This is a genomic window from Paracoccus aminovorans, from assembly GCF_001546115.1.
In the GTDB taxonomy this organism is placed as follows: Bacteria; Pseudomonadota; Alphaproteobacteria; order Rhodobacterales; family Rhodobacteraceae; genus Paracoccus; species Paracoccus aminovorans_B.
Window position 1 is genome coordinate 311,378 of sequence record NZ_KQ955210.1, and the last position, 18,473, is coordinate 329,850.

The 18,473-nt window shown below is 66.2% G+C and carries 24 protein-coding genes, 1 other RNA gene and 1 pseudogene; 13 read left to right on the top strand and 13 right to left on the bottom strand.

The genetic code is table 11. The annotated features are described in order from the left end of the window. The first annotated feature begins 25 nt into the window (after nt 1-25). On the top strand, nt 26-1,804 hold the full coding sequence (locus ASV56_RS19350; RefSeq protein ID WP_062563617.1) for an SLC13 family permease: 1,779 nt from the start codon (nt 26-28) through the stop codon (nt 1,802-1,804). 142 nt (nt 1,805-1,946) lie between these two features. Here ASV56_RS19350 and ASV56_RS19355 read toward each other — a convergent pair whose 3' ends face one another. From ASV56_RS19355 to ASV56_RS19365, 3 genes are all read right to left on the bottom strand, one after another. Next, nucleotides 1,947-2,780, bottom strand: a complete 834-nt coding sequence (locus ASV56_RS19355) for a lyso-ornithine lipid O-acyltransferase (RefSeq protein ID WP_062563618.1) — start codon at nt 2,778-2,780, stop codon at nt 1,947-1,949. Further along, a complete protein-coding gene (locus tag ASV56_RS19360; protein WP_062563619.1) occupies nt 2,777-3,556 on the bottom strand; it encodes an L-ornithine N(alpha)-acyltransferase in 780 nt (259 codons plus the stop codon). The genes ASV56_RS19355 and ASV56_RS19360 overlap by 4 nt, the downstream gene beginning before the upstream one ends. A 135-nt stretch (nt 3,557-3,691) precedes the next feature. Next, nucleotides 3,692-3,871 carry a DUF3553 domain-containing protein gene (locus ASV56_RS19365; protein WP_017998295.1) on the bottom strand — a complete coding sequence of 60 codons (180 nt, stop codon included), beginning with the start codon at nt 3,869-3,871 and terminating at the stop codon, nt 3,692-3,694. A 40-nt stretch (nt 3,872-3,911) separates the two neighbouring features. Here ASV56_RS19365 and ASV56_RS19370 point away from each other — a divergent pair, with 40 nt between their 5' ends. After that, nucleotides 3,912-4,568 carry a histidine phosphotransferase family protein gene (locus tag ASV56_RS19370; protein WP_062563620.1) on the top strand — a complete coding sequence of 219 codons (657 nt, stop codon included), beginning with the start codon at nt 3,912-3,914 and terminating at the stop codon, nt 4,566-4,568. Here ASV56_RS19370 and ASV56_RS19375 read toward each other — a convergent pair. The 3 genes from ASV56_RS19375 to ssrA form a co-directional block, all read right to left on the bottom strand. Further along, a complete protein-coding gene (locus ASV56_RS19375; protein WP_062563621.1) occupies nt 4,565-5,497 on the bottom strand; it encodes a hypothetical protein in 933 nt (310 codons plus the stop codon). The genes ASV56_RS19370 and ASV56_RS19375 overlap by 4 nt on opposite strands. Beyond that, the gene (locus ASV56_RS19380) at nt 5,497-6,768 is read right to left on the bottom strand and encodes a glutamate-5-semialdehyde dehydrogenase (protein ID WP_062563622.1); all 1,272 of its coding nucleotides are present in this window, start codon (nt 6,766-6,768) and stop codon (nt 5,497-5,499) included. The genes ASV56_RS19375 and ASV56_RS19380 overlap by 1 nt, the downstream gene beginning before the upstream one ends. A 65-nt stretch (nt 6,769-6,833) precedes the next feature. Continuing rightward, nucleotides 6,834-7,187: a transfer-messenger RNA gene (ssrA, locus tag ASV56_RS19385) on the bottom strand. A 185-nt stretch (nt 7,188-7,372) separates the two neighbouring features. Here ssrA and ASV56_RS24070 point away from each other — a divergent pair. From ASV56_RS24070 to ASV56_RS19400, 5 genes are all read left to right on the top strand, one after another. Continuing rightward, nucleotides 7,373-7,492 carry an Arm DNA-binding domain-containing protein gene (locus ASV56_RS24070; protein WP_172823799.1) on the top strand — a complete coding sequence of 40 codons (120 nt, stop codon included), beginning with the start codon at nt 7,373-7,375 and terminating at the stop codon, nt 7,490-7,492. A 7-nt stretch (nt 7,493-7,499) separates the two neighbouring features. Beyond that, a complete protein-coding gene (locus ASV56_RS19390; RefSeq protein WP_172823800.1) occupies nt 7,500-7,739 on the top strand; it encodes an integrase arm-type DNA-binding domain-containing protein in 240 nt (79 codons plus the stop codon). Between the two features lie 8 nt (nt 7,740-7,747). Further along, a complete protein-coding gene (locus ASV56_RS19395) occupies nt 7,748-8,818 on the top strand; it encodes a tyrosine-type recombinase/integrase (protein WP_156429248.1) in 1,071 nt (356 codons plus the stop codon). A 175-nt stretch (nt 8,819-8,993) separates the two neighbouring features. Further along, complete coding sequence (locus tag ASV56_RS24075; protein WP_172823796.1) at nt 8,994-9,185, top strand: hypothetical protein; 192 nt, start codon at nt 8,994-8,996, stop codon at nt 9,183-9,185. Next, nucleotides 9,100-10,251 carry a terminase gpA endonuclease subunit gene (locus ASV56_RS19400; protein ID WP_172823801.1) on the top strand — a complete coding sequence of 384 codons (1,152 nt, stop codon included), beginning with the start codon at nt 9,100-9,102 and terminating at the stop codon, nt 10,249-10,251. Before ASV56_RS24075 ends, ASV56_RS19400 begins: the two co-directional genes overlap by 86 nt. Here the strand turns inward: ASV56_RS19400 and ASV56_RS23785 are convergent. Then, nucleotides 10,223-10,438, bottom strand: a complete 216-nt coding sequence (locus tag ASV56_RS23785) for a hypothetical protein (RefSeq protein WP_156429249.1) — start codon at nt 10,436-10,438, stop codon at nt 10,223-10,225. The genes ASV56_RS19400 and ASV56_RS23785 overlap by 29 nt on opposite strands. Continuing rightward, nucleotides 10,422-10,697: a hypothetical protein gene (locus ASV56_RS23790; RefSeq protein ID WP_156429250.1), complete on the bottom strand. Its 276-nt coding sequence runs from the start codon at nt 10,695-10,697 to the stop codon at nt 10,422-10,424. The genes ASV56_RS23785 and ASV56_RS23790 overlap by 17 nt, the downstream gene beginning before the upstream one ends. A gap of 323 nt (nt 10,698-11,020) precedes the next feature. Here ASV56_RS23790 and ASV56_RS19405 point away from each other — a divergent pair, with 323 nt between their 5' ends. The 6 genes and pseudogenes from ASV56_RS19405 (at nt 11,021) to ASV56_RS23795 (ending at nt 13,267) form a co-directional block, all read left to right on the top strand. Next, nucleotides 11,021-11,515, top strand: coding sequence for a hypothetical protein (locus tag ASV56_RS19405; protein ID WP_062563626.1), 495 nt, complete (start codon nt 11,021-11,023; stop codon nt 11,513-11,515). A 5-nt stretch (nt 11,516-11,520) separates the two neighbouring features. Continuing rightward, entirely contained in the window at nt 11,521-11,982 is a 462-nt protein-coding gene (locus tag ASV56_RS19410) for a phage portal protein (protein WP_062563627.1), read from the top strand. Continuing rightward, nucleotides 11,928-12,454 (top strand): annotated as a pseudogene (locus tag ASV56_RS24980) (phage portal protein); the annotation flags it as partial. The gene ASV56_RS19410 and the pseudogene ASV56_RS24980, both read left to right, overlap by 55 nt. A gap of 10 nt (nt 12,455-12,464) precedes the next feature. Then, entirely contained in the window at nt 12,465-12,824 is a 360-nt protein-coding gene (locus ASV56_RS24665) for a hypothetical protein (RefSeq protein ID WP_253880170.1), read from the top strand. Between the two features lie 51 nt (nt 12,825-12,875). Then, complete coding sequence (locus tag ASV56_RS19425) at nt 12,876-13,091, top strand: hypothetical protein (protein ID WP_062563630.1); 216 nt, start codon at nt 12,876-12,878, stop codon at nt 13,089-13,091. 11 nt (nt 13,092-13,102) lie between these two features. Then, nucleotides 13,103-13,267 carry a hypothetical protein gene (locus ASV56_RS23795; RefSeq protein WP_156429251.1) on the top strand — a complete coding sequence of 55 codons (165 nt, stop codon included), beginning with the start codon at nt 13,103-13,105 and terminating at the stop codon, nt 13,265-13,267. A 302-nt stretch (nt 13,268-13,569) separates the two neighbouring features. Here ASV56_RS23795 and ASV56_RS19430 read toward each other — a convergent pair whose 3' ends face one another. The 5 genes from ASV56_RS19430 to ASV56_RS19450 form a co-directional block, all read right to left on the bottom strand. After that, a complete protein-coding gene (locus tag ASV56_RS19430; protein ID WP_062563631.1) occupies nt 13,570-14,613 on the bottom strand; it encodes an ABC transporter substrate-binding protein in 1,044 nt (347 codons plus the stop codon). A gap of 110 nt (nt 14,614-14,723) precedes the next feature. Continuing rightward, the gene (locus ASV56_RS19435; protein ID WP_253880172.1) at nt 14,724-15,608 is read right to left on the bottom strand and encodes a TPM domain-containing protein; all 885 of its coding nucleotides are present in this window, start codon (nt 15,606-15,608) and stop codon (nt 14,724-14,726) included. After that, nucleotides 15,608-16,519 (bottom strand): polyphosphate kinase 2, encoded by a 912-nt coding sequence (gene ppk2 / locus ASV56_RS19440; RefSeq protein WP_062563633.1) that lies wholly within the window; start codon nt 16,517-16,519, stop codon nt 15,608-15,610. The genes ASV56_RS19435 and ppk2 overlap by 1 nt, the downstream gene beginning before the upstream one ends. Beyond that, nucleotides 16,520-17,446, bottom strand: coding sequence for a homoserine O-succinyltransferase (locus ASV56_RS19445; protein WP_062563634.1), 927 nt, complete (start codon nt 17,444-17,446; stop codon nt 16,520-16,522). Further along, nucleotides 17,446-18,309, bottom strand: a complete 864-nt coding sequence (locus tag ASV56_RS19450; protein WP_062563635.1) for a hypothetical protein — start codon at nt 18,307-18,309, stop codon at nt 17,446-17,448. The genes ASV56_RS19445 and ASV56_RS19450 overlap by 1 nt, the downstream gene beginning before the upstream one ends. Nucleotides 18,310-18,473 lie beyond the last annotated feature (164 nt).

Sequence of the window (18,473 nt, forward strand, 5' to 3'; positions counted from 1 at the left end):
AACAGCGCCTCTGGACAGGATCTTCATGCTGGGTTTCGAACTGACCGGGACGAATGCGGCCATCGCCATGCTGGCCATCATCGTCGTGATGTTCATCGAATTCGTCCGCGAGCGGAACCCGCCCGAGGTGGTGGCGATCGGCACCGCGGCGGTGCTGATGCTGCTGGGCCTGCTGCCGTTCAAGGACGCGGCCTCGGTGCTGTCGAACGCGGCGCCCTGGACCATCGCCTTCATGTTCCTGATCATGGGCGGCCTCTTGCGCACCGGTGCGCTGGAAATGATGTCGCAGCTTGTCACCGCCCATGCGAGCGACCATCCCCGGTTGACGCTGGCGGGGCTGTTCGGCTTCGTCATCCTGGCCTCGGCGATCATGAACAACACGCCTGTGGTGGCGGTGATGATCCCGATCTTCATCCAGCTGGCGCTGCGGCTGGGCACCTCGCCGTCGAAATTCCTGATGCCGCTCAGCTATTTCACCATCCTGGGCGGCATGATGACGCTGATCGGCACCTCGACCAACCTGCTGGTCGACGGCGTGGCGCGCGAGGCCGGCATGGTGCCGTTTTCCATCTTCGAGATCGCGCCGGTCGGCATCGCCATCACCCTGGCCGGCATCGCCTATTTCGCGCTGATCGGCTGGAGGCTTCTGCCCGAGCGCACCTCGCTGGCCGGTTTCCTCGGCACCCGGCGCGGCATGAAATATTTCACCGAGGTCGCCGTGCCCGCCGATTCCAGCCTGGTCGGCATGAACGTGAACGAGGTGCCGCTGTTCAAGCGCGACGCCGTGCGGGTGATCGACGTGCTGCGCGGCGACCTGTCGCTGCGCCGCAACCTGGCCGAGGTGGTGCTCGAGCCGGGCGACCGCGTGGTGCTGCGCTCGGAAATGGCGGAACTGCTCGAGATGCAGGCCAACAAGAACTTCCAGATGGTCGACAAGCTGAGCTCGGTCGCGACCGAGACGGTCGAGGTGCTGATCTCGCCCGGCGCGCGTCTGGTCGGCCGGCGGCTGGGCGACATGCGCTTGCGCCGCCGCTACGGCGTCTATGTCCTGGCCGCGCATCGCCGCAGCCAGAACATCGGCCGCCAGCTCGACGACCTGGTGGTGCAGGTCGGCGATACGCTGCTGCTGGAAGGCGCGCCCGAGGACATCGGCCGCCTTGCCGCCGACATGGAACTGGTCGATGTCTCGCGGCCCTCGGCGCGGCCCTATCGCCGCTCGAAGGCGCCGATCGCGGTGCTTTGCCTCTTGGCGGTGGTGTCGCTGGCGGCGCTGGACGTGGCGCCGATCATGGCGCTGTCCTTCGTCGCGGCGGCGATCATCCTGATCACGCGCTGCGTCGATGCCGAGGAGGCCTTCGAATTCGTCGATGCCCGGCTGATGGCGATGATCTTTGCCATGCTGGCGGTGGGCGAGGCGCTGGAACATACCGGCACCGTGACCCTGGTGGTGGATTTCGTCGCGCCCTGGCTGCGCGGCCTGCCGCCCTTCGCCACGCTGATCGCGGTCTATTTCCTGGGCCTGGTGATGACCGAGATCCTGTCGAACAACGCCGTGGCGGTGCTGCTGACGCCGGTCGCCATCGCGCTGGCCCAGTCGCTGGGCCACGATCCGCGCGCCTATGTCGTGGCGGTGATGTTCTCGGCCACCGTCGCCTTCGCGACGCCCATCGGCTACCAGACGCATCTGATGGTCTATGGTCCCGGCGGCTACAAGTTCAGCGATTTCGTCAAGGTCGGCGTGCCCCTGGACATCATCTGCGGCATCGTCGCCTGCCTGACCATCCCGCTGTTCTGGCCGCTCTAGGCGGCAACGCGGTCGTGGCGCCGCTGCTGGGGTATTTGCACAACAAAGAAGGCGATCCTCTGGCTTCCCTCGGGATGCGCGCTTCCTTGTGGCCTTCTTTGTTGTGCAAATACCCAGGCAGCGGCGCCACCGGCGCGGCGCGTCAATCCTGGCCGAAACCTTGCCGCACCGCCGCTTCGGCCTTGGCGGAAAGCGTCTTGCGGGTCTCTTCCGCGACCGGGATCGGCGGCAGCAGCCGCACCGTGACCGCGCCCTGGCGCGGCTCGGCCAGGACCGCCAGCAGATGCGGACCCAGCGCCATGCTGCCCCACCAGCCATAGAAGCGCGGGTCGCGGCCCGGCGGGGCGTGGTAATGCGCGCTCATCGGCTGGATGGCCAGGCCCCGGGGCAGGGCGGGATCGAGGAAGCCCTGGAACAGGGTCGGCTTGAAGGGCAGCACGCGGCGCCCGTCGCTGCTGGTGCCTTCGGGAAAGAACAGCAGCCGGTGGCCGGCGCGGGTGCGGGTGGCGAATTCCTCGGCCTGCCGGCGCGCGAGGCGCGGGTCGCGGGTGACGAAATGCGTGTCGGTGACGCGGGTCAGGATATTGATGCCGGGCCAGCCGGCCACCTCGGCTTTCGACACGAAGAACACCGGCATGGCCGCGTTCAGAACGAAGATGTCGAGCCAGCTCGAATGGTTCGCGACCACGGCGCCCGGGCCGCGCAGCGGCCTGCCCTCGCAGCACCAGCGCAGGCCCAGGATCCACAGGCAGAGCCGGCAGACCAGCTGCACATGCGGCCCGCTGACCGGACGGCGCGGCCCGGCGAAAAGCCGCTCGACCCAACGCATCGGCAGGATCAGGATCACGCCGATCAGCAGCACCGAGACGACGCCCAAGCCCCGCGTCGCCACCAGCAGCCAGCCCAGAGCCGAGGGGCGGGGGATGGCGGGCGGCGTGGCCTCGCCGTGCCAGGTGCCCGGGGAGGTCTCGCTCATTGGCCCTGCCGGGTCTCGTAGAACTTGCGATGCTTTTCCGACATGGCCCTGGTGTCGACCATCAGGAAGACGTCGGTGGTGTTGAAGGGTCGGTCCAGATAGGCGCCTTCGCCGACCAGCCCGCCCAGCCGCAGATAGGCCTTGATCAGCGCCGGCATGCCGGTCATGGCCGCGCGGCGATCGAGCTCAGCCTCCGGGATCAGGTCCATCGCCTGGAAGCCCTCGGGCCGGGCGCGGGGCCGCAGCGTCGCGGGGGCCAGGTGGTGGTGGTGCAGCCAGCTCAGCGGCTGCGCCAGGGCCTGCGCGTCGGTGCCGTGGAACGAGGCGACGCCGAACAGGATCTCGATCTCGCGGCCCAGCACGTATTCCGCCAGCGCGTTCCACATCAGGAACATGCCCGAGCCGCCGCGAAACGCCGGATCGACGCAGGACCGGCCCAGTTCCAGCAGCGAGCGGCCGGCAGCGCGCAACGCCGTCAGGTCATATTCGCTGTCGCAATAGAAACGGCCGAAGCGCTCGGCCCGGTCGCCCGGCAGCAGCCGGTAGACGCCCACGACATGATCCAGCGCCTGGCGCGAGCGGCGGTTGTCCACCAGCACCAGGTGATCGACCACCGGGTCGAATTCGTCGCGCTCCAGCCGGTCGGCGTGATCGACCATGGTGCCGTCGCCGCCCAGCTCCTCGACGAAGACGCGATAGCGCAGGCGCTGCGCCGCCAGAAGGTCGGTCTCATCCGTGGCGAGACGGGTTTCGAAGAAGGAGGTTTCGGGCGTCATCGTCCGGGCATGGCCTGCCTGTTGGGGATCCGGTCCCGTGTCTAGGCGCGGCTGGACGACATTGCAACCGCGTCCGAACGGGCGGCGCCAAGACCGATTGACTCGCGCAAAAGTTGAATTACTCTGCCCGATGCGTCAGAAAGGATCGCCCGTGACCAGTTCAAGACTGACATGTCTGCCATCGACCACCTGCTTTCCGGCATGGGTGAAGTTGACGGTGATGCGATCCCCGATGCGCGACTGGACCTGGCCGGTGCCCCATTCCGGCGCGCCCGGGTGGCGCACGATCATGCCCGGCTCCAGGATCTCATTCATCTCACGCCCTTTCCTTCGGCGCTTTGCAGGCTAATTCCTCATGGACGATCTGACAATCCATCGCGACCCCCGGCTGCCCTTCGGAACCGAGCCAGAGCGGCTGGCGGCGCTGGTCAGTTCGCGGCTGTGCCACGACATCGTCTCGCCGCTTGGCGCCATCGGCAACGGGCTGGAGCTGCTGGAACTGTCGGGCGAGTTTCCCGGCATCGCCCGCAGCGCCGAGATGCAGCTGATCGCCGAGAGCGTCGAGGCGGCGCGGGCGCGGATCCGCTGGTTCCGCGTCGCCTTCGGCCATGCCTCGCCCGACCAGCGGCTGAGCCTGTCCGAACTGTCGGCGCTGCTGGCCGATGTCGAGAAGGGCGGCCGCCTCAAGCTGCGGCTCGAGGCCGAGGGCGACCTGCCGCGGGCCGAGGCGCGGATGATCCTCTTGGCGCTGATGTGTCTGGAAACCGCCTTGCCCTGGGGCGGGCGGGTGCTGGTGTGCCGCGGCGCCTCGGGCTGGCGGCTGGTGGCGGAATCGAGCCGCACCAAGCCCGATCCGGCGCTGTGGTCCTGGCTCGACCCGGACGCGACCCGGGCCCGGCCCGAGCCGGCCTCCTCCGAGGTGCATTTCCTGCTGCTCGCCGGCTTCGCCCGCGCCGCCGGGCGGCCGCTGAGCTGGGAACTGGACGAAAGCGGCGGCGAGATCGCGTTCTAGGCGCCGTCGAGCGCGCGCGTGAGCCGGCGCAGCAGGCGGGGCGGCAGATCGGGCTCTTCGGCCAGCCGCGCGGCAAGCAGGGTCTCGGCGCGCGGATCGCCCCGTTCCAGCAGCAAAAGCGCTGCCTCGATGGCCGGCCCGGGCGGGGCTTCGGCGGCCAGGGTATGCAACTCTGGCGCCGCGCGCTGCGGGTGACGGGGCAGGGCAGCCTCGGCCAGGCGCAGGCGATAGGCGGGATTGCCGCGCCGCGCGGCGCGGTGCAACTCGCGGATGGCCTGCGGGTCGATGCGGTCCCGAACCAGCATCTCGGCCACTCGGCCAGTGCCGCCGGCGATCACCCCGGTCGCCGGATGGCCGCCATGCGGCAGCGCCACGGCGGTCAGCCCGGGAAAACCCGCCCGCACCCGCGCCGCATGGGCGCGGTCGGCGGCGATGGAGGGATCATAAAGCAGCAGCCCGCCGATGCCGGTGTCGCCATGCGCTTCCGGCCGCGGCATGGGCTGGCCGATGCGGGCGAATTTCCCGTGCCGTCCGGGATCGAAGGGCGCGACCGCCGGGTCGATCGAATATTGCGGCGAAACCGCCATCACCCGCCGCGCCCGGCAGGCGGCGGAATAAAGCAGCGCCGCATAGCCGCCCATCGAAAAGCCGGTGGCGGTGACCTCGGCATAGGCTGCGGTGGCAAGGGACAGCGCCTCGGCCAGCGCGGCGCTTTGCGGCGACAGGAACCAGTCGCGCCGCGCGGTCTGCACCACCAGCGCGTCGATGCCCAGCCGCCGGGCAAAGCGCGGGCAGGACGGCGGGGTGAAGCCCCGCATCGCCACGTCGCGGCCGTGTTCGAAGGTGACGACGGCCTGCCGCCCCCCGCCCGCGCCGCGAAACAGCGTGATGCGGTGACGGTCGTCCTGATGCAGCCGTCCGGCATCCATCAGGGGCGGATGGTCCCGTCTCCGGTGACCAGGTATTTGAAGCTGGTCAGCTGCTCGGCGCCGACCGGGCCGCGGGCATGCATCTTGCCGGTGGCGATGCCGATCTCGCCGCCCATGCCGAATTCGCCGCCATCGGCGAACTGGGTCGAGGCGTTGCGCATCAGGATGGCGCTGTCGAGGCCCTTGAAGAAGCGCTCGGCGGTGGCGTCATTCTCGGTCAGGATCGATTCCGTGTGGCCCGAGCCGTAGCGGCGGATATGCGCGATCGCCTCCTCGACGCCATCGACCAGCCTGACGGCGATGATCTTGTCCAGGAACTCCTGCCCGAAATCCGAGGGCTCGGCCGGCACCGTGCCGGAGATCTTGGCCAATTCGCCCTCGGCCCGCACCTCGACGCCGGCGTCGAGCAGATCCTGCACCAGCACGGCGCCGTGCCTGGTATAGAACTGCCAGTCGATCAGCAGGCATTCGGCAGCGCCGCAGATGCCGGTGCGCCGGGTCTTGGCGTTCAGCACCACGCGGCGGGCCTTCTCCAGGTCGGCGTCGCGGTCGGCATAGACGTGGCAGATGCCTTCCAGATGGGCAAAGACCGGCACCCGGGCTTCCTTCTGCACCAGCCCGACCAGGCCCTTGCCGCCGCGCGGCACGATCACGTCGATGAACTCCTGTGCCCGCAGCATGGCGGCCACCGCCTCGCGGTCTCGGGTCGGGACCATCTGGATCGCCGCCTCGGGCAGGCCGGCCTGCTTGAGCCCCGCGACCAGCGCCTCGTGGATGGCGGTCGAGCTTTCCAGGCTTTCCGAGCCGCCGCGCAGGATCACCGCATTGCCGGCCTTCAGCGCCAGCGCCGCAGCATCGGCGGTGACGTTGGGCCGGCTTTCGTAGATCACGCCGATGACGCCCAGCGGCGTGGCCACGCGCCGGATATGCAGCCCGTTCGGCCGGTCCCATTCGGCCAGAACCTTGCCCACCGGGTCCGCCTGGGCCGCGACCGAGCGCAGCCCCTCGGCCATGGCGCGGATGCGCGCCGGGTCCAGCTTCAACCGGTCGAGCATGGCCGGGCTCAGGCCCTTTTCCTCGGCGTGGTGCATGTCGAGGACATTGGCGTCGAGGATCGCATCCTCGGCCTTGCGGATCGCCTCGGCCGCGCCGATCAGCGCGGCATGCTTGCGCTCGGCCGTGGTCTCGGCCAGCACGGCGGCGGTCTCGCGCGCCTTGCGGCCCATCTCGGCGATCAGCGCATCGGCCTCGGAAGTGGTCAGGTCTTTCATGGCGGCATTCCCTTGCATCGGCCCGAGATAGGACGCTGCGCCACGGATTTCCAGAAGAAAGGGAAGGTGCAGGATTCTGTTGCCAGGCTCCTGCGGGCCCCGCCTTACGCTGCTAGGCGGAAGGACTTGAGTTTCGGTTACCCGAGCTGCTTACGCAGCCAGAGCGACCGGAGCACGGTTGTCGTTGGCAACTGTACATTTTGCACCGATGACGGTGGTAGCTCACCGAGACAAAGCAAACAGCTTTAGACGTTCGTCGATCCTGTTTCGACCCCATGTGCCCCCAACGAGAGACTCTGGTGGAGTCGCCGGGTACCGCCCCCGGGTCCGATCCGCTTATTACCTGCGCGTTTATGTCCATAGCCCGGGCGAACCCGGACAAGCCGAATATAGGCGCGGTACCTGTGCCACGCAAGGGAGGGGAACGCTGTTCGCCTTGCGGGATGTTCGCCGGCATTCGCCAAGGTTCTGCTGCGCGAGAACATGGATTAAAGACAATGGCTTAAGCGGCTGCATTGTTCGCGGGCGTCCATGGGCGTTCGTGGGCATCCGAAGCAATTACATGGTATCAAATGGACGCGATACGCACGAGTCAGGGGATGACATGCCGCTAACCGATGCCAAGCTGTGCAACCTGAAGCCGCGCGAGAAGCCTTTCAAGGCGAACGACGGGCATGGGCTCTATGTCCTGGTCAGCACGACTGGCGCGCCTATGGCGATTTAACTACAAGATGGAAGGCCGGCAGAAGACGTTGGCTCTTGGGCAGTATCCGCAGATGACGCTTCTGCAAGCCCGCATGGCGCGCGACCATGCCAAGGCGCAACTGGCGAAGGGCATTGATCCGACCGCAGCCAAGCGCGGGCCTGTTGCAGCCGAGGGCAACACATTCGAGGCGCTGGCGGAACGCTGGTTTCTGAAGCATCGCGCCAAGGTCGACCCTGCAACTTTCCGCGGGATTATGCCAAGGTGAAGCGGGACGTGTTCCCGACGCTGGGCGACAGGGTTGCCAGCACGATCGCGCCCAAGGACGTGGTGGCCGTGGTTCGCAAGATCGAGGGGCGCGGCTCTGTTGCAGCGGCACGACGAATCCGCGGGAAAGTCAGCCAGATTTTTCGCTTCGGGGTGGCCGAAGGCATTTTGACCCACGACCCGGCGCGCGACATAGACGAGGCGCTTGCGCCGCGCAGTCGGCAGAAGCGGCTTTCATGGTTGTCGGCCGAGGAACTGCCGGCGCTGCTTGTCCGCGTCAGGGCCGAGGCGCCCCCAGAGGTGGGGCTGGCGATCCTGCTGGCTGCCGATACGATCCACAGGACACGACCGGTCCTGCGCGCCGAATGGGCCGAGATCGAGGAACTGGACGGGCTGGAATCGATGTGGCGCACCCCGGCAGACAAGATGAAGGTCAAGGCGTGGGCGAAGGGGATGCGCTGTCACACGTCTTTGTTGGCAGCCATTGACTCCGAACTAGAGGTCAGCCGCCCCGATGGGGGCAGAGTGGTATCCCTTCGGGTAGGCAAGCAGCGTGACGCCCGTTCAGACTATGATCTTGCCAACGCCGAGCTTGTGAGGGTGCGCATTGGCACGGATGAGGAAGGCGACGCTATCGAGTCGGCTGTTATGGCATGGGGCATCGGAAAACCTGCCGAGCCGGTGAAGCTGACCAGGCCGCAAGAAATCGCGATGCAGGTATTCAATACCCTTGGCAACGGCGAGCCGGTGAACCGTGAAAAGCTCATTTCCGCTTGTGTAGCGGCCGGCGTTTCTGGGGCAAAGGACGAGAAGTCGCGGCGCAGAGGCGTTAAAGGCGCCTTGAACGAACTAACCGACAAGGAAGTTCTGACCTGCGAAAATGGAATGTATCGCACATTTCATCCTGACGACCGCTTGGGCTTTGAAGATCTGGGCGAATTGTCCGACGGGGAAAACGGGGGAAAATCCCCTATTTTCCCCACCCCGGCAGACATCGGTGAAGGGGGAAAACGGGGAAAGCGCCCTATAGGGCTTTCCCCTTTCCCCCACGATGCCCCCTCGATTTTCGCTATGAGGTGATGCAGATGCCCGTGGATCAAAAGCCCCAAACCCGCCTTGCGTTCGCTGACGTTCGCCCGCGTTCACCTGTTCGCCGGCGTTCGCTGGGGTCCTTCCCGGGCGGGTGGCGTCTGCGAGGGCCCTGACCGCGTGTGGTCACTACTTGCAAACAATTCTCAACTATGGAATCCCGCACATGAACGCCTTCTTTGACCTTCTCGGCGAACTGCCCGAAAATCTGCCCGTAGAGGGGTTGACGCAATCTGTCGTTCGCAGCATCATGCTGCCCAATCGCCGGGAAATTGATCCACTGGATCAATTTCTGGCCCGGCTCATACGCGGAAAACCCACTTATCCCGGCTGTTCAGATTTCCGGAGCCACCTCTAGCTGCGGCTTCCATGAAGTCGAATGGCATAACATAACCTGGCCCGAGGGCGAGACCGACAAAGCGGCTTGGACCTGTCCCGGCTGCGGTTGCGTGATCGAGGAACGCCACAAGCCCGCGATGATCGCGCAAGGCCGCTGGCGCGCGACGGCGCCCGAGGTGAAAGGCCACGCCGGTTTCCGGATCAATTGCCTGGTGAGCCCGCACCACAATGCCCGCTGGGGCAAACTGGCTGCCGATTTCATGCAGGCCAAGCGCAGCCCCGAGACTTTGCAACCGTTCGTCAACACGATCCTTGGCCAGCCCTGGAAAACGGAAGGCGAGGACCTGGACGAGCACGAGCTGTTCGGCCGCCGCGAGCCCTTCACCCTCGACCAGATGCCGCCCGAGGTGCTTTGGCTGACTGCGGGAGTCGACTGTCAGGATGACCGGATTGAAATCGTGATCATGGGGCACGGTGAAACAGATTGGTTCGTTCTGGCGCATCGCGTGATTTACGGCCCTATTGACGGCGAAGCGGTTTGGCAGGATCTGGACTCGCTGTTGCGCGAGACGTGGCAGCACCCCAACGGCGGCACGATGCGCATTGATGCTTGCGCCGTGGACTCGGGCGATGGCGGGCATTTGGAGCATGTCATGGGCTTTTGCCGGCCGCGCTTCGGGCGCCGCGTGGTGCCGATCAAGGGCGTTCCTGGTTTTAGCCGGCCGCTGCTGCAGAAGTCCGGCAACCAGCACCTTTGGCTTGCCGGCGTTGATGCTGCGAAATCTCAGGTGTTCGCGCGCGTCAGTCGCAAGCAGGGGATTCGGTTCGGCGAAGCATTGGCGCCGATCTTCTTTGAACAATTCGCGAGCGAGCGCAGAATCGTGCGCTATGTCCGCGGCAAGCCGGAAGCGAGATTCGAGCGCATCAAGGGCAAGCGAGCCGAAACCCTTGATGCGACGGTTTACGCGCTTGCCGCACGGCAGCTTATCGGGCAGCGCTTGGACCTGCGGCAAGCAGAGCTTGCAAGCAAAGCAGCGCGTAAACCGTCGCCTGCTATTATTCGTTCGGCATGGTTGAATCGTTGAGTCCGGACATGACGTGTTCATAGCCTGTCGCAGCCCAGAAGGCAAAGCGTGCCAAGCATTTCTGATCGTTGCGCTTCACCGCATCTTTCAACGCCCTGCTGATCGGCTCAATCTCGATCGAATGCGGATCCAGGCTGAGCGCGATTCTGATTGCGCGGTCTGCGGCTTTTTCACCCGTGGCTTTCATCAGTCAACCTTTCTTTGAATTGACCCATGACTGCCATGATGCTTTGCGATTCGCAAGTATTTGTTTTTACTAAGCTAAATGTGGATTGCAGCCACCTATTCAACCGTTGCCAGCGTTCCAGGTTGAATTGATCGGCGGGGCCTAAATGCCGCTCTGCAACTGCCCTGCCTTCGCGATGCTTTCCAGAGGCTTCGGCGCAGGCGAGCCAGAACGCTGGCTTTCGGAGATCTGCTGAAAGTCGCGCCACAAGCTGCGCCATGATCTGATGAATTGCCGCTGGTTTGGCGCGCAGGCGGGGCAGGGTGGTGTTTCTGGGATTTTCGGCATGTGAGTCCTCGAATGAAAAAGCCCAGCGTGACCATGAGCGGGCGCACGCTGGGCTTTGCGCCCGAGGGGAGGATGAATCCCCGAGCCCGCCGATAACCCACGACGGCCGGGATGGGCGCCAGCCGGGACTATCCAACCTCGAAGCAGGATTGTTCCCCCCGACTGATAAGACGCCTGCAAGGCCGGTGTTCCCTGCAGGCGTCCATCGAAGCTCTGGGATTCGCGTCGATATAAAGCCAAACAAGGAGAAATCGCATGCACACCCTGGCCCAAATTGCCGAGACCTTCGCCCGCTTGGACGCTATCGCCCCCGAGGATCGCGCCGCCTACGAAAAAGGGCTTCGGAACCTTGCCCAACGCAATCACCTTCCGCCCGCCGATGTTTCTGGCCGCGTGTTTCTTTACGACGATGCAGGAGCCGCTTCGATCCGTATGGTTCAGATTGCCCATGGCTTCGGCATCGGGCGCATGGCGGTTGAGGTGCTGACGCAATTTCTTGCGGGGCACCGGCAGGAAATCATGGGCCGCGCGCAGGGAGGCGAGAGCTTCACCGTTGCTGTCTGCATGGGCACCGATGGCCGTTTCCGTGCGCTGTCCGATTGGTCCCGGCCTGCTGCGGATGATGCCGGGCGAGAACGCCGCCAGCGGGCCGCGCAAATGGCCGGTCGAGCGCATGCGCCGGAAATCGCGCGCTTTACCCTGCCGGCGTCCGAAATCGCGCGCGACGTGCTGGCGGCGCTGAAAGGCTGATCCCCATGGGCATCCTGTCGCGCATCCTTCGCCGTTCTGCGCCCGCGCCCGCCCAGCGGTGCAGCTATGACGCGGCAACACCTGCCCGCGCCCGGTTCAACGGCGGCGCAAACCGCTTCATCAGCTACGGCCCGGAAACGGTTGCGGCCAGTCCGTCGATCCGCAGCCGCGCGCGCCACGTCGCCGAGAACAACGCTCTTGCTGCCGCGGCCGTGGCAAGCTGGACTGATGCCACAATCGGGCCGGGCATCATGCCGACCAGCCAGCACCCGGACCCGGAAACGCGCGCCTTGCTGGACAACTATTTTGCCCGCTGGGTGAAGCGCGCCGACGCGCAAGGCCGGGCCGACTTCTACGGGCTGCAGAGGCGCAGCTTGCCCGCGCCGAGCGCATCGACGGCGAAGCCTTCCTGCTGTGGCAGGGCGACCAGCTTTTGCACCTGCCGCCCGAGCAACTGGCCGACCTGACGACCGACAGCATCGCCGCGGGCGTGGAACTGGACGACGCCGGCCGGGCGACTGCCTCCCATGTGCATCCGATCCGGCCTGACGCGCTGCAGGCGACTTATGCGCCGCCCGTTCACGTTCCCGCTGCCGATGTGCTGCATGTTTTCGATCCGAAGGGGCCGGGGCAGGTGCGGGGCGTTTCAGCACTGGCGCCGATCCTGCTGGCGCTTCCGAACTGGACGCGCTGGAAGACAGCCTGCTCACGCAAACCAAAATCGCGGCGCTGCTTTCCGTCATTCTGACGAACGAAGGCGAAATGGGCGGCGACAATCCGCTGCAGGACGGGCAGTCCTTGGAGCCCGGCGCGATTTTGCGCCTTCCCGGCAACTGGCGTGCCACGACCGTCGCCCCGCAGCAAAGCCAGCAGGCGGGCGAGTTCCTGCGGCACATGGCGCATCGCATCGCGGCCGGCGCAGGTGTCCCGGTCCACCTGGTCACGGCCGATGTTTCGCAAGCTAATTACAGCAGCCTGCGCGCTGCGATGGCGGCTTTTCCGCCAGCGCGTGGAGCGTTTCCAGTTTCAAACCCTGGTCCCGCAATTCCTCGATCCTGTCTGGCGCCGTGTCGCGACGGTGGCGGCGCTGGATCTGGGAATCGAGATCACCGAGAATCTTTCCGCTGTCGAATGGATTGCGCCAGCGCAGCCTTGGGTTGATCCCATGAAGGATGCGCAGGCGCAAACCCTGCTGCTGGAAAAAGGGTTGCTGTCGCGCCGCCAAGCTGTCGCGGCTTTGGGTTACAGCGTCGAACGGCTGGGCGCCGAAATCGCCGCTGACCGTGAGCGCGAGGCTGCGCTTGGCTGAATTTTTCCGAGAACAAACCGGAATCCAAACATGAACAAAAGGAGCAGACCAATGAATAAGTCGCTGCCGCACCGCCTGACCGGCAATCCGGCCAAGGCATCCAAGATCCGCGACACGCGCGCACCTGATTGCACCTCAGGCGAACTGTTGTTCCGCACCATTCAGCGTGCGGGCGATCTGGGCGAGGAAAGCCGGACCTTCCGGGCGACCGTGGCAACAGATGCGGCCGGCGCCGCGAGCGTCAAAGTTCGCCTGTCCGGTTTCTGAGGAGTCCAGCCATGCCCAAGCTCTACGCGAAAAACCGCATCGTCCTGCCGGACGACAGCGAGATCCCGCCCCGCACGGTCTTTGACGCCACGCCGGAACAAGCCAAGCAGTTCGATCACCTGAACGCAGCGCGACCGGCAACCGAGGCCGAAATCAAGGCTGCCAAAACCGCCTGATCGCCCGAACTGACATCAGGACGCCCCGCTTGCTTTCCGGCAGGCGGAGCGTTTCTGTTTCTGCCGTTACCTTGCGTTCCCGCTGCGGCATGGTATTAGATGGGGTATCAGCCTAATTAAGCTGTTGTTTTTAATGTTTTCAGAGGGGAACGCCGTTCCCCTCTTGCCCCGCTTCGCGGGCCAATTCACCCCATGGGGTATTTTTCCAACAAAGAAGGGCGGGGCCTGCGGACCGGCCTTCTTTGTTTTCCAAATACCCCTGCGACCGGGCCGATCACGCGGCGCCGGTCGGGTTCAGGGCGTCAGAAGCCGGCCTTGATCTTTTCGAACTCCTGCAGCTGGCGCTCGCGCTGCTGCGGGTCGTTCGGGGTCTGGGCCAGGATCGGCGCATCGATGGGCGAGAGGCCCTCCTTCACCGCCGGCTCGTCCTTGATCGTCTCCATGGCGACGGTCGAGGTATGGCCGTAGCCGATGGTGTCCAGCAGGCCCTTGGCCGCCGGGGGGGCGAGCCAGGCGTTGATGAAGTCATAGGCCTTGTCTTCCTTGCCCGGGCCGTTCTTCAGGTTGATGAAGCCGCAGAAGAAGGTCGAGCTGCCCTCCTTGGGCGCGCGCTGGAAGCCGACCGGGAAGCCGTCTTTCTCCAGCAGCACCACGCCGTCGTTCCAGGACCAGGCCACGTCCACCGCGCCCGAGGCCATCAACTGCGCCTGCTCGGCTGGGTCGGCCCAATAGGCGGCGACGTTCTGATGCGCCTGGCGCAGCCAGTCGGCGGCGGCCTTGAACTGCTCGTCCGTGACCTTGGTCCAGTCGGTGGTGCCGGTCGCCAGATAGGCCAGCGCCCAGACGTCATCCGCCGAATCGGGCAGCGACACCCGGCCTTGGTATTTCGGGTCGATGAAGACATTCAGGCTGGCCACGTCCTCGGCCGGGACGGTGTCCTTGTTATAGGCGATGGCGGTCGCGCCCCAGTCGGTCGGGATATACCAGACGCCCTGGTCGTCCTTGAAGATCGGCGAGTCGAGGAATTTCGGGTCGAGCGTGTCGAAGGCCGGGATCTTCGCGGTGTCCCAGGGCTCGATCAGCCCGGCGTCGCGGTATTTCGACACCATCTGCGAGCAGGGGTGCGCCACGTCCGCCTTGAAGCCCGAGGCGAGCTTCTGATAGGCCTCGTCGTCGTCGCCGTAAAAGGCGAATGTCGGGCTGTCGCCGTTCTTGTCGATATAGCCCTGGAAGATCACCGGCTCCTCGAAGCCGGCCCAGTCGAAGACCGTCAATTCGGAATCGGCGGCATGGGCGGCGGTGCCGGCGAGGATCAGCGCAAGGGCGGAGGAACGCAGGAGTTTCATCGGGGGCCTTTCGGATGGGTGGCGGAATGGCCCTGACGCTAGCCGGCCCGGGTCCACCTCGCAAGCCTTGCCCGGCGGCCGGCCGGGCCGTGCCCCGCAAAACCGACGGCCTACCAGCGCCCCGAGGCGCCGCCGCCGCGCGACGTGCCGCCGCCGAAGCCCGAGCTGCCGGGGCGGCTGGCGCGGAAGGCCGGGTTGCGTTCCTGGCGCAGCAGCGCGCCGGCCGGGCCGTAGAAGCTGCGCGTGCCCAGCGGCGCCAGCCGGGTTTCGCTCCAGCCGCATTGCGGGCAGCGCCGCGTCACCACCTGGTCCGAGACCAGGGTGCTGCCGTCGGGCTGCGGCTGGCTGTTCGGGGCGCGGGTCGTTTCCAGCCCGCGCCTGCCGCATTGCGGGCAGCGGTTGCGGCGCCACAGCCGCCAGCCCATGCCGGCCAGGATCAGCGTCCAGGCGCCGCCGAACAGGAACGGGAACAGCCGCGCGAGCCAGCTGCGGCGCGGGGCCTCGATGCCGCGGCCCTGGGCTTGGGGCAGGGCGATCTGCTCGATCACCGCCAGCGTGCCCTCGCGGATGCCCTGCGACATGCGGCCGTCGCGAAAGGCCGGCAGCATGGTGCCGCGCATGATGTCCTGGGCCAGGATATCGGCATCGCCCGGATAGCCGGCGCCCAGCTCGATGCGCGCAGCGCGGTCCCGGGCCAGCACCAGCAGCATGAAGCCGTCGTTGCGGTCCGCCCGGCCGACGCCCCACCGGTTGAAGAGCCGGGTGGCGAAATCCTCGAGCCCGGCGCCGTGGCTGCTGTCGAGCGTGACCACCGTGCCCTGCACCCCGGTCTGGCGGTCGAGCTCCGACAGCGCCCGGTCCAGCGCGGCCGCATCGGCGGGCGTCAGCAGCGCGGCAAAGTCGTTGACCGTCGTGCTGGCGGGCGCGGGCAGGTCCTGCGCTTGCAGCGGCAGCGCCAGTCCCAGGACCAGCAGCACGGCCGCCAGCAGCCGCATCATGGTTCCAGGATCTCCGGCCCGCCGGTGATCTTCGGATCGGGGTTGCCGATCACCGCATCGTCGCGGCCGGTGAAATCCACCGCGCGCAGGATGGCCTGGATCGCCGCGATCCGCGCCCGGCGCTTGTCGTCCGAGCGGATCACCGTCCAGGGCGCGATGCCGGAATGGCTGCGCCGCAGCGTGTCGCGGATCGCGGCGGTATAATCATCCCATTTCGCCAGCCCGTCCACGTCGATCGAACTGAGCTTCCATTGCTTGAGCGGATCCTTCTCGCGGTCGAGGAAGCGCTTCAGCTGCTCGGCCCGGCCGACGTTCAGCCACAGCTTGACCAGGGTCACCCCGTCGTCGACCAGCATGCTTTCAAAGGATGGCAGCTGGCGGAAGAAGGTCTCGCGCTGCGCCTCGGTGCAGAAGCCGAAGACCTTTTCCACCACGCCGCGGTTGTACCAGCTGCGGTCGAACAGCGCGATCTCGCCCCGGGCCGGCAGCCAGTCCACGTAACGCTGGAAATACCACTCCCCGGCCTCGCGCTCGCTGGGCTTGGGCAGGGCGGCGATATAGGCCGAGCGCGGGTTCAGGTTCTCGCGCACCCGCTCGATGGTGCCGCCCTTGCCGGCGGCGTCGCGACCCTCGAACAGCACCACGATGCGCTTGCCGGTATGGATCACGTCGCGCATCAGCCGCACCAGCTGCAATTGCAGCCCTTCCATCTGCGCGTCGTATTCCTTGCCCTTCATCTCGTCGCGATAGGGATAGGAGGCGTCCAGGATCTCGTCGCCACTCGCGTCGCGGATCGCCTTGCGCAACGCCTCGGGCGCGTCCTTGTCGAGATAGCGCGAGATGGCGCCGACGAAAGGCAGGTCGGGATGGGTTGCGGCCAGCGCCTTCTCGTCGGATTTCTTCGCCATTCACCGCTCTCCGATGCGCGCGATGTCATACCAGGTGGTCTGGTAGATCTCGTTGATCCAGTTACCGTAGAGCAGATGCGCATGGCTGCGCCAGCGGTTCGTCGGCGCCTGGGACGGGTCGTCGTCGGGATAATAGTTCACCGGCACGTTGATCGGCTTTCCGGCCGCCACGTCGCGGTCGTATTCGTCCTTCAGCGTGGTGCTGTCATATTCGAAATGGTTGAAGACATAGAGCGCGCGGTGGCCCGGATCCTCGAGCAGGCAGGGCCCGACCTGGTCCGAGGCGATCAGCGTGTTCAGCCCCGGGCAGGTGTCGACCTCGGGCTGGCGCACCTCGGTCCAGCGGCTGACCGGCACCAGCACGTCGTCGGAAAAGCCGCGCAGATAGGGGCTGGACGGCGCCAGGTTCTGGTGGCGGAAGCAGCCGAAGGCCTTGCGCGCCAGCATGTGCTTCTTCAGCCCGTGGAAATACCAGGCCATGGCCATGCCGCCCCAGCAGACGCCGAAGGTGGAATGCACATGCGTCCGGGTCCATTCGAAGACGCGGGTCAGCTCGTCCCAATAGGTCACCGCCTCGAAGGGCAGGTGCTCGATCGGGGCGCCGGTGATGATGAGCCCGTCGAACTTCTCGCCCGTGGCCGCGACGTCGCAGAAACGGCGATAGAAGCTCTCCATGTGGTCGGCGGCGGTGTTGCGGCTTTCGTGGTCCGACATGCGGATCAGCTGGAAGTCGATCTGCAAGGGCGTCGCGCCGATCAGCCGGGCGAACTGGTTCTCGGTCTGGATCTTCTTCGGCATCAGGTTCAGAAGCCCGATGCGCAGCGGCCGGATGTCCTGGGTCGCCGCACGACCCGGCGACATGACCATGACGCCTTCGTTCGACAGGATGTCAAAGGCGGGCAGGTCATTCGGTAGGGTGATGGGCATCATGCTTCCTTTCGTTCGATGGCCCGGCCGATCAGCCGGATCAGCTCGTCCGGGGTGCGGATCTCGGCCACTTCCTCGGCCAGGATCGTCAGGCCGCGCCGGGCCATGGCCTCATAGCGCGGCTGGCGATGGGCCAGGGCGCGGGCATAGGTCCAGCGGATGAAGTCGTCGGGATTGACCTCGTCCTCGGCCAGGCCCTTCTCGACCCGGTAGTCGGTCCAGGCCCGGTCGAGGAAATCCGGCTGGTAATACATCGGCTTCGGCGCGCGGTCGAAGCGGCGCACCAGTTCCTGGGTATGCGCGTCCGAGCCCTTGATCCAGACCAGAGCCAGGTCGCGTTCCAGCGCGTCCAGCACCGGGTCGGTCTCGGCGAAGGGGTCGACCACCTCGCAGACCGAGCCGCCGGAATCGCAGACGAAATTCCCCAGCCCATAGAGCTCTTGCGCGCGGCGGATGAAATGGCTGGTGTCCAAGAGCGCCGCGATCTCGGCGGCGCGGTGCTGGCCCTGACGGCGCATGTATTCCGGGAACTCCAGCCCGCCGCGCGTCACGCTGCCGGGCTTGCCGAGATAGGTCGACAGCGGCGCCAGGTTTTCAAAGGTGATGTTGCTGGCGATATAGACCGAATCCGACAGGAGCAGCTCGCGCAGGAACGGCACCTTCATCGCCTCGCGCTTGAAGTTGTCGGCGATCAGCTCGCCCATGTAGCGCGTGCCGATGCGGTAATCGACCGAGTAGTGGAACCACTCGCCCGAGCCACGCAGCATCGAGGCGAGATAGGTCTTGCCGAGGCCCGACATGCCGAAGAACAGCACGCGCTTTCGCGGCGCGGCCAGCCATTCGGCTTGGGTCTTGTAAAGCATGGGCGCTCCTTCCTGCCGGGCCCATCCGTCGGGCAGGGGATAGTTAATCCCGCGCCGGCGCATAGAAAAGGCCCCAGAATCCCGCCGCCTCGGCAAAAAATCCGCACCCACCCCTTGCGCCGGGCCCGCGAGCCCCCAAGTCCTGCGGGCGGACCGGGCCCCTC

Excerpts from the sequence above, each read along its gene's own strand:
- ppk2 (WP_062563633.1), bottom strand. The coding sequence starts at position 16,519 with ATGGCGAAGAAATCCGACGAGAAGGCGCTGGCCGCAACCCATCCCGAC.
- ASV56_RS23795 (WP_156429251.1), top strand. The coding sequence starts at position 13,103 with ATGCCCAAGCTCTACGCGAAAAACCGCATCGTCCTGCCGGACGACAGC.
- ASV56_RS23785 (WP_156429249.1), bottom strand. The coding sequence starts at position 10,438 with ATGAAAGCCACGGGTGAAAAAGCCGCAGACCGCGCAATCAGAATCGCG.
- ASV56_RS23790 (WP_156429250.1), bottom strand. The coding sequence starts at position 10,697 with ATGGCGCAGCTTGTGGCGCGACTTTCAGCAGATCTCCGAAAGCCAGCG.
- ASV56_RS19410 (WP_062563627.1), top strand. The coding sequence starts at position 11,521 with ATGGGCATCCTGTCGCGCATCCTTCGCCGTTCTGCGCCCGCGCCCGCC.
- ASV56_RS19350 (WP_062563617.1), top strand. The coding sequence starts at position 26 with ATGCTGGGTTTCGAACTGACCGGGACGAATGCGGCCATCGCCATGCTG.
- ASV56_RS19445 (WP_062563634.1), bottom strand. The coding sequence starts at position 17,446 with ATGCCCATCACCCTACCGAATGACCTGCCCGCCTTTGACATCCTGTCG.
- ASV56_RS19390 (WP_172823800.1), top strand. The coding sequence starts at position 7,500 with ATGGAAGGCCGGCAGAAGACGTTGGCTCTTGGGCAGTATCCGCAGATG.
- ASV56_RS19375 (WP_062563621.1), bottom strand. The coding sequence starts at position 5,497 with ATGGATGCCGGACGGCTGCATCAGGACGACCGTCACCGCATCACGCTG.
- ASV56_RS24070 (WP_172823799.1), top strand. The coding sequence starts at position 7,373 with ATGCCGCTAACCGATGCCAAGCTGTGCAACCTGAAGCCGCGCGAGAAG.
- ASV56_RS19380 (WP_062563622.1), bottom strand. The coding sequence starts at position 6,768 with ATGAAAGACCTGACCACTTCCGAGGCCGATGCGCTGATCGCCGAGATG.
- ASV56_RS19355 (WP_062563618.1), bottom strand. The coding sequence starts at position 2,780 with ATGAGCGAGACCTCCCCGGGCACCTGGCACGGCGAGGCCACGCCGCCC.
- ASV56_RS19405 (WP_062563626.1), top strand. The coding sequence starts at position 11,021 with ATGCACACCCTGGCCCAAATTGCCGAGACCTTCGCCCGCTTGGACGCT.
- ASV56_RS19370 (WP_062563620.1), top strand. The coding sequence starts at position 3,912 with ATGGACGATCTGACAATCCATCGCGACCCCCGGCTGCCCTTCGGAACC.
- ASV56_RS19450 (WP_062563635.1), bottom strand. The coding sequence starts at position 18,309 with ATGCTTTACAAGACCCAAGCCGAATGGCTGGCCGCGCCGCGAAAGCGC.
- ASV56_RS19430 (WP_062563631.1), bottom strand. The coding sequence starts at position 14,613 with ATGAAACTCCTGCGTTCCTCCGCCCTTGCGCTGATCCTCGCCGGCACC.
- ASV56_RS19435 (WP_253880172.1), bottom strand. The coding sequence starts at position 15,608 with ATGCGGCTGCTGGCGGCCGTGCTGCTGGTCCTGGGACTGGCGCTGCCG.
- ASV56_RS19425 (WP_062563630.1), top strand. The coding sequence starts at position 12,876 with ATGAATAAGTCGCTGCCGCACCGCCTGACCGGCAATCCGGCCAAGGCA.
- ASV56_RS24075 (WP_172823796.1), top strand. The coding sequence starts at position 8,994 with ATGAACGCCTTCTTTGACCTTCTCGGCGAACTGCCCGAAAATCTGCCC.
- ASV56_RS19360 (WP_062563619.1), bottom strand. The coding sequence starts at position 3,556 with ATGACGCCCGAAACCTCCTTCTTCGAAACCCGTCTCGCCACGGATGAG.
- ASV56_RS19365 (WP_017998295.1), bottom strand. The coding sequence starts at position 3,871 with ATGAATGAGATCCTGGAGCCGGGCATGATCGTGCGCCACCCGGGCGCG.
- ASV56_RS24665 (WP_253880170.1), top strand. The coding sequence starts at position 12,465 with ATGTTTCGCAAGCTAATTACAGCAGCCTGCGCGCTGCGATGGCGGCTT.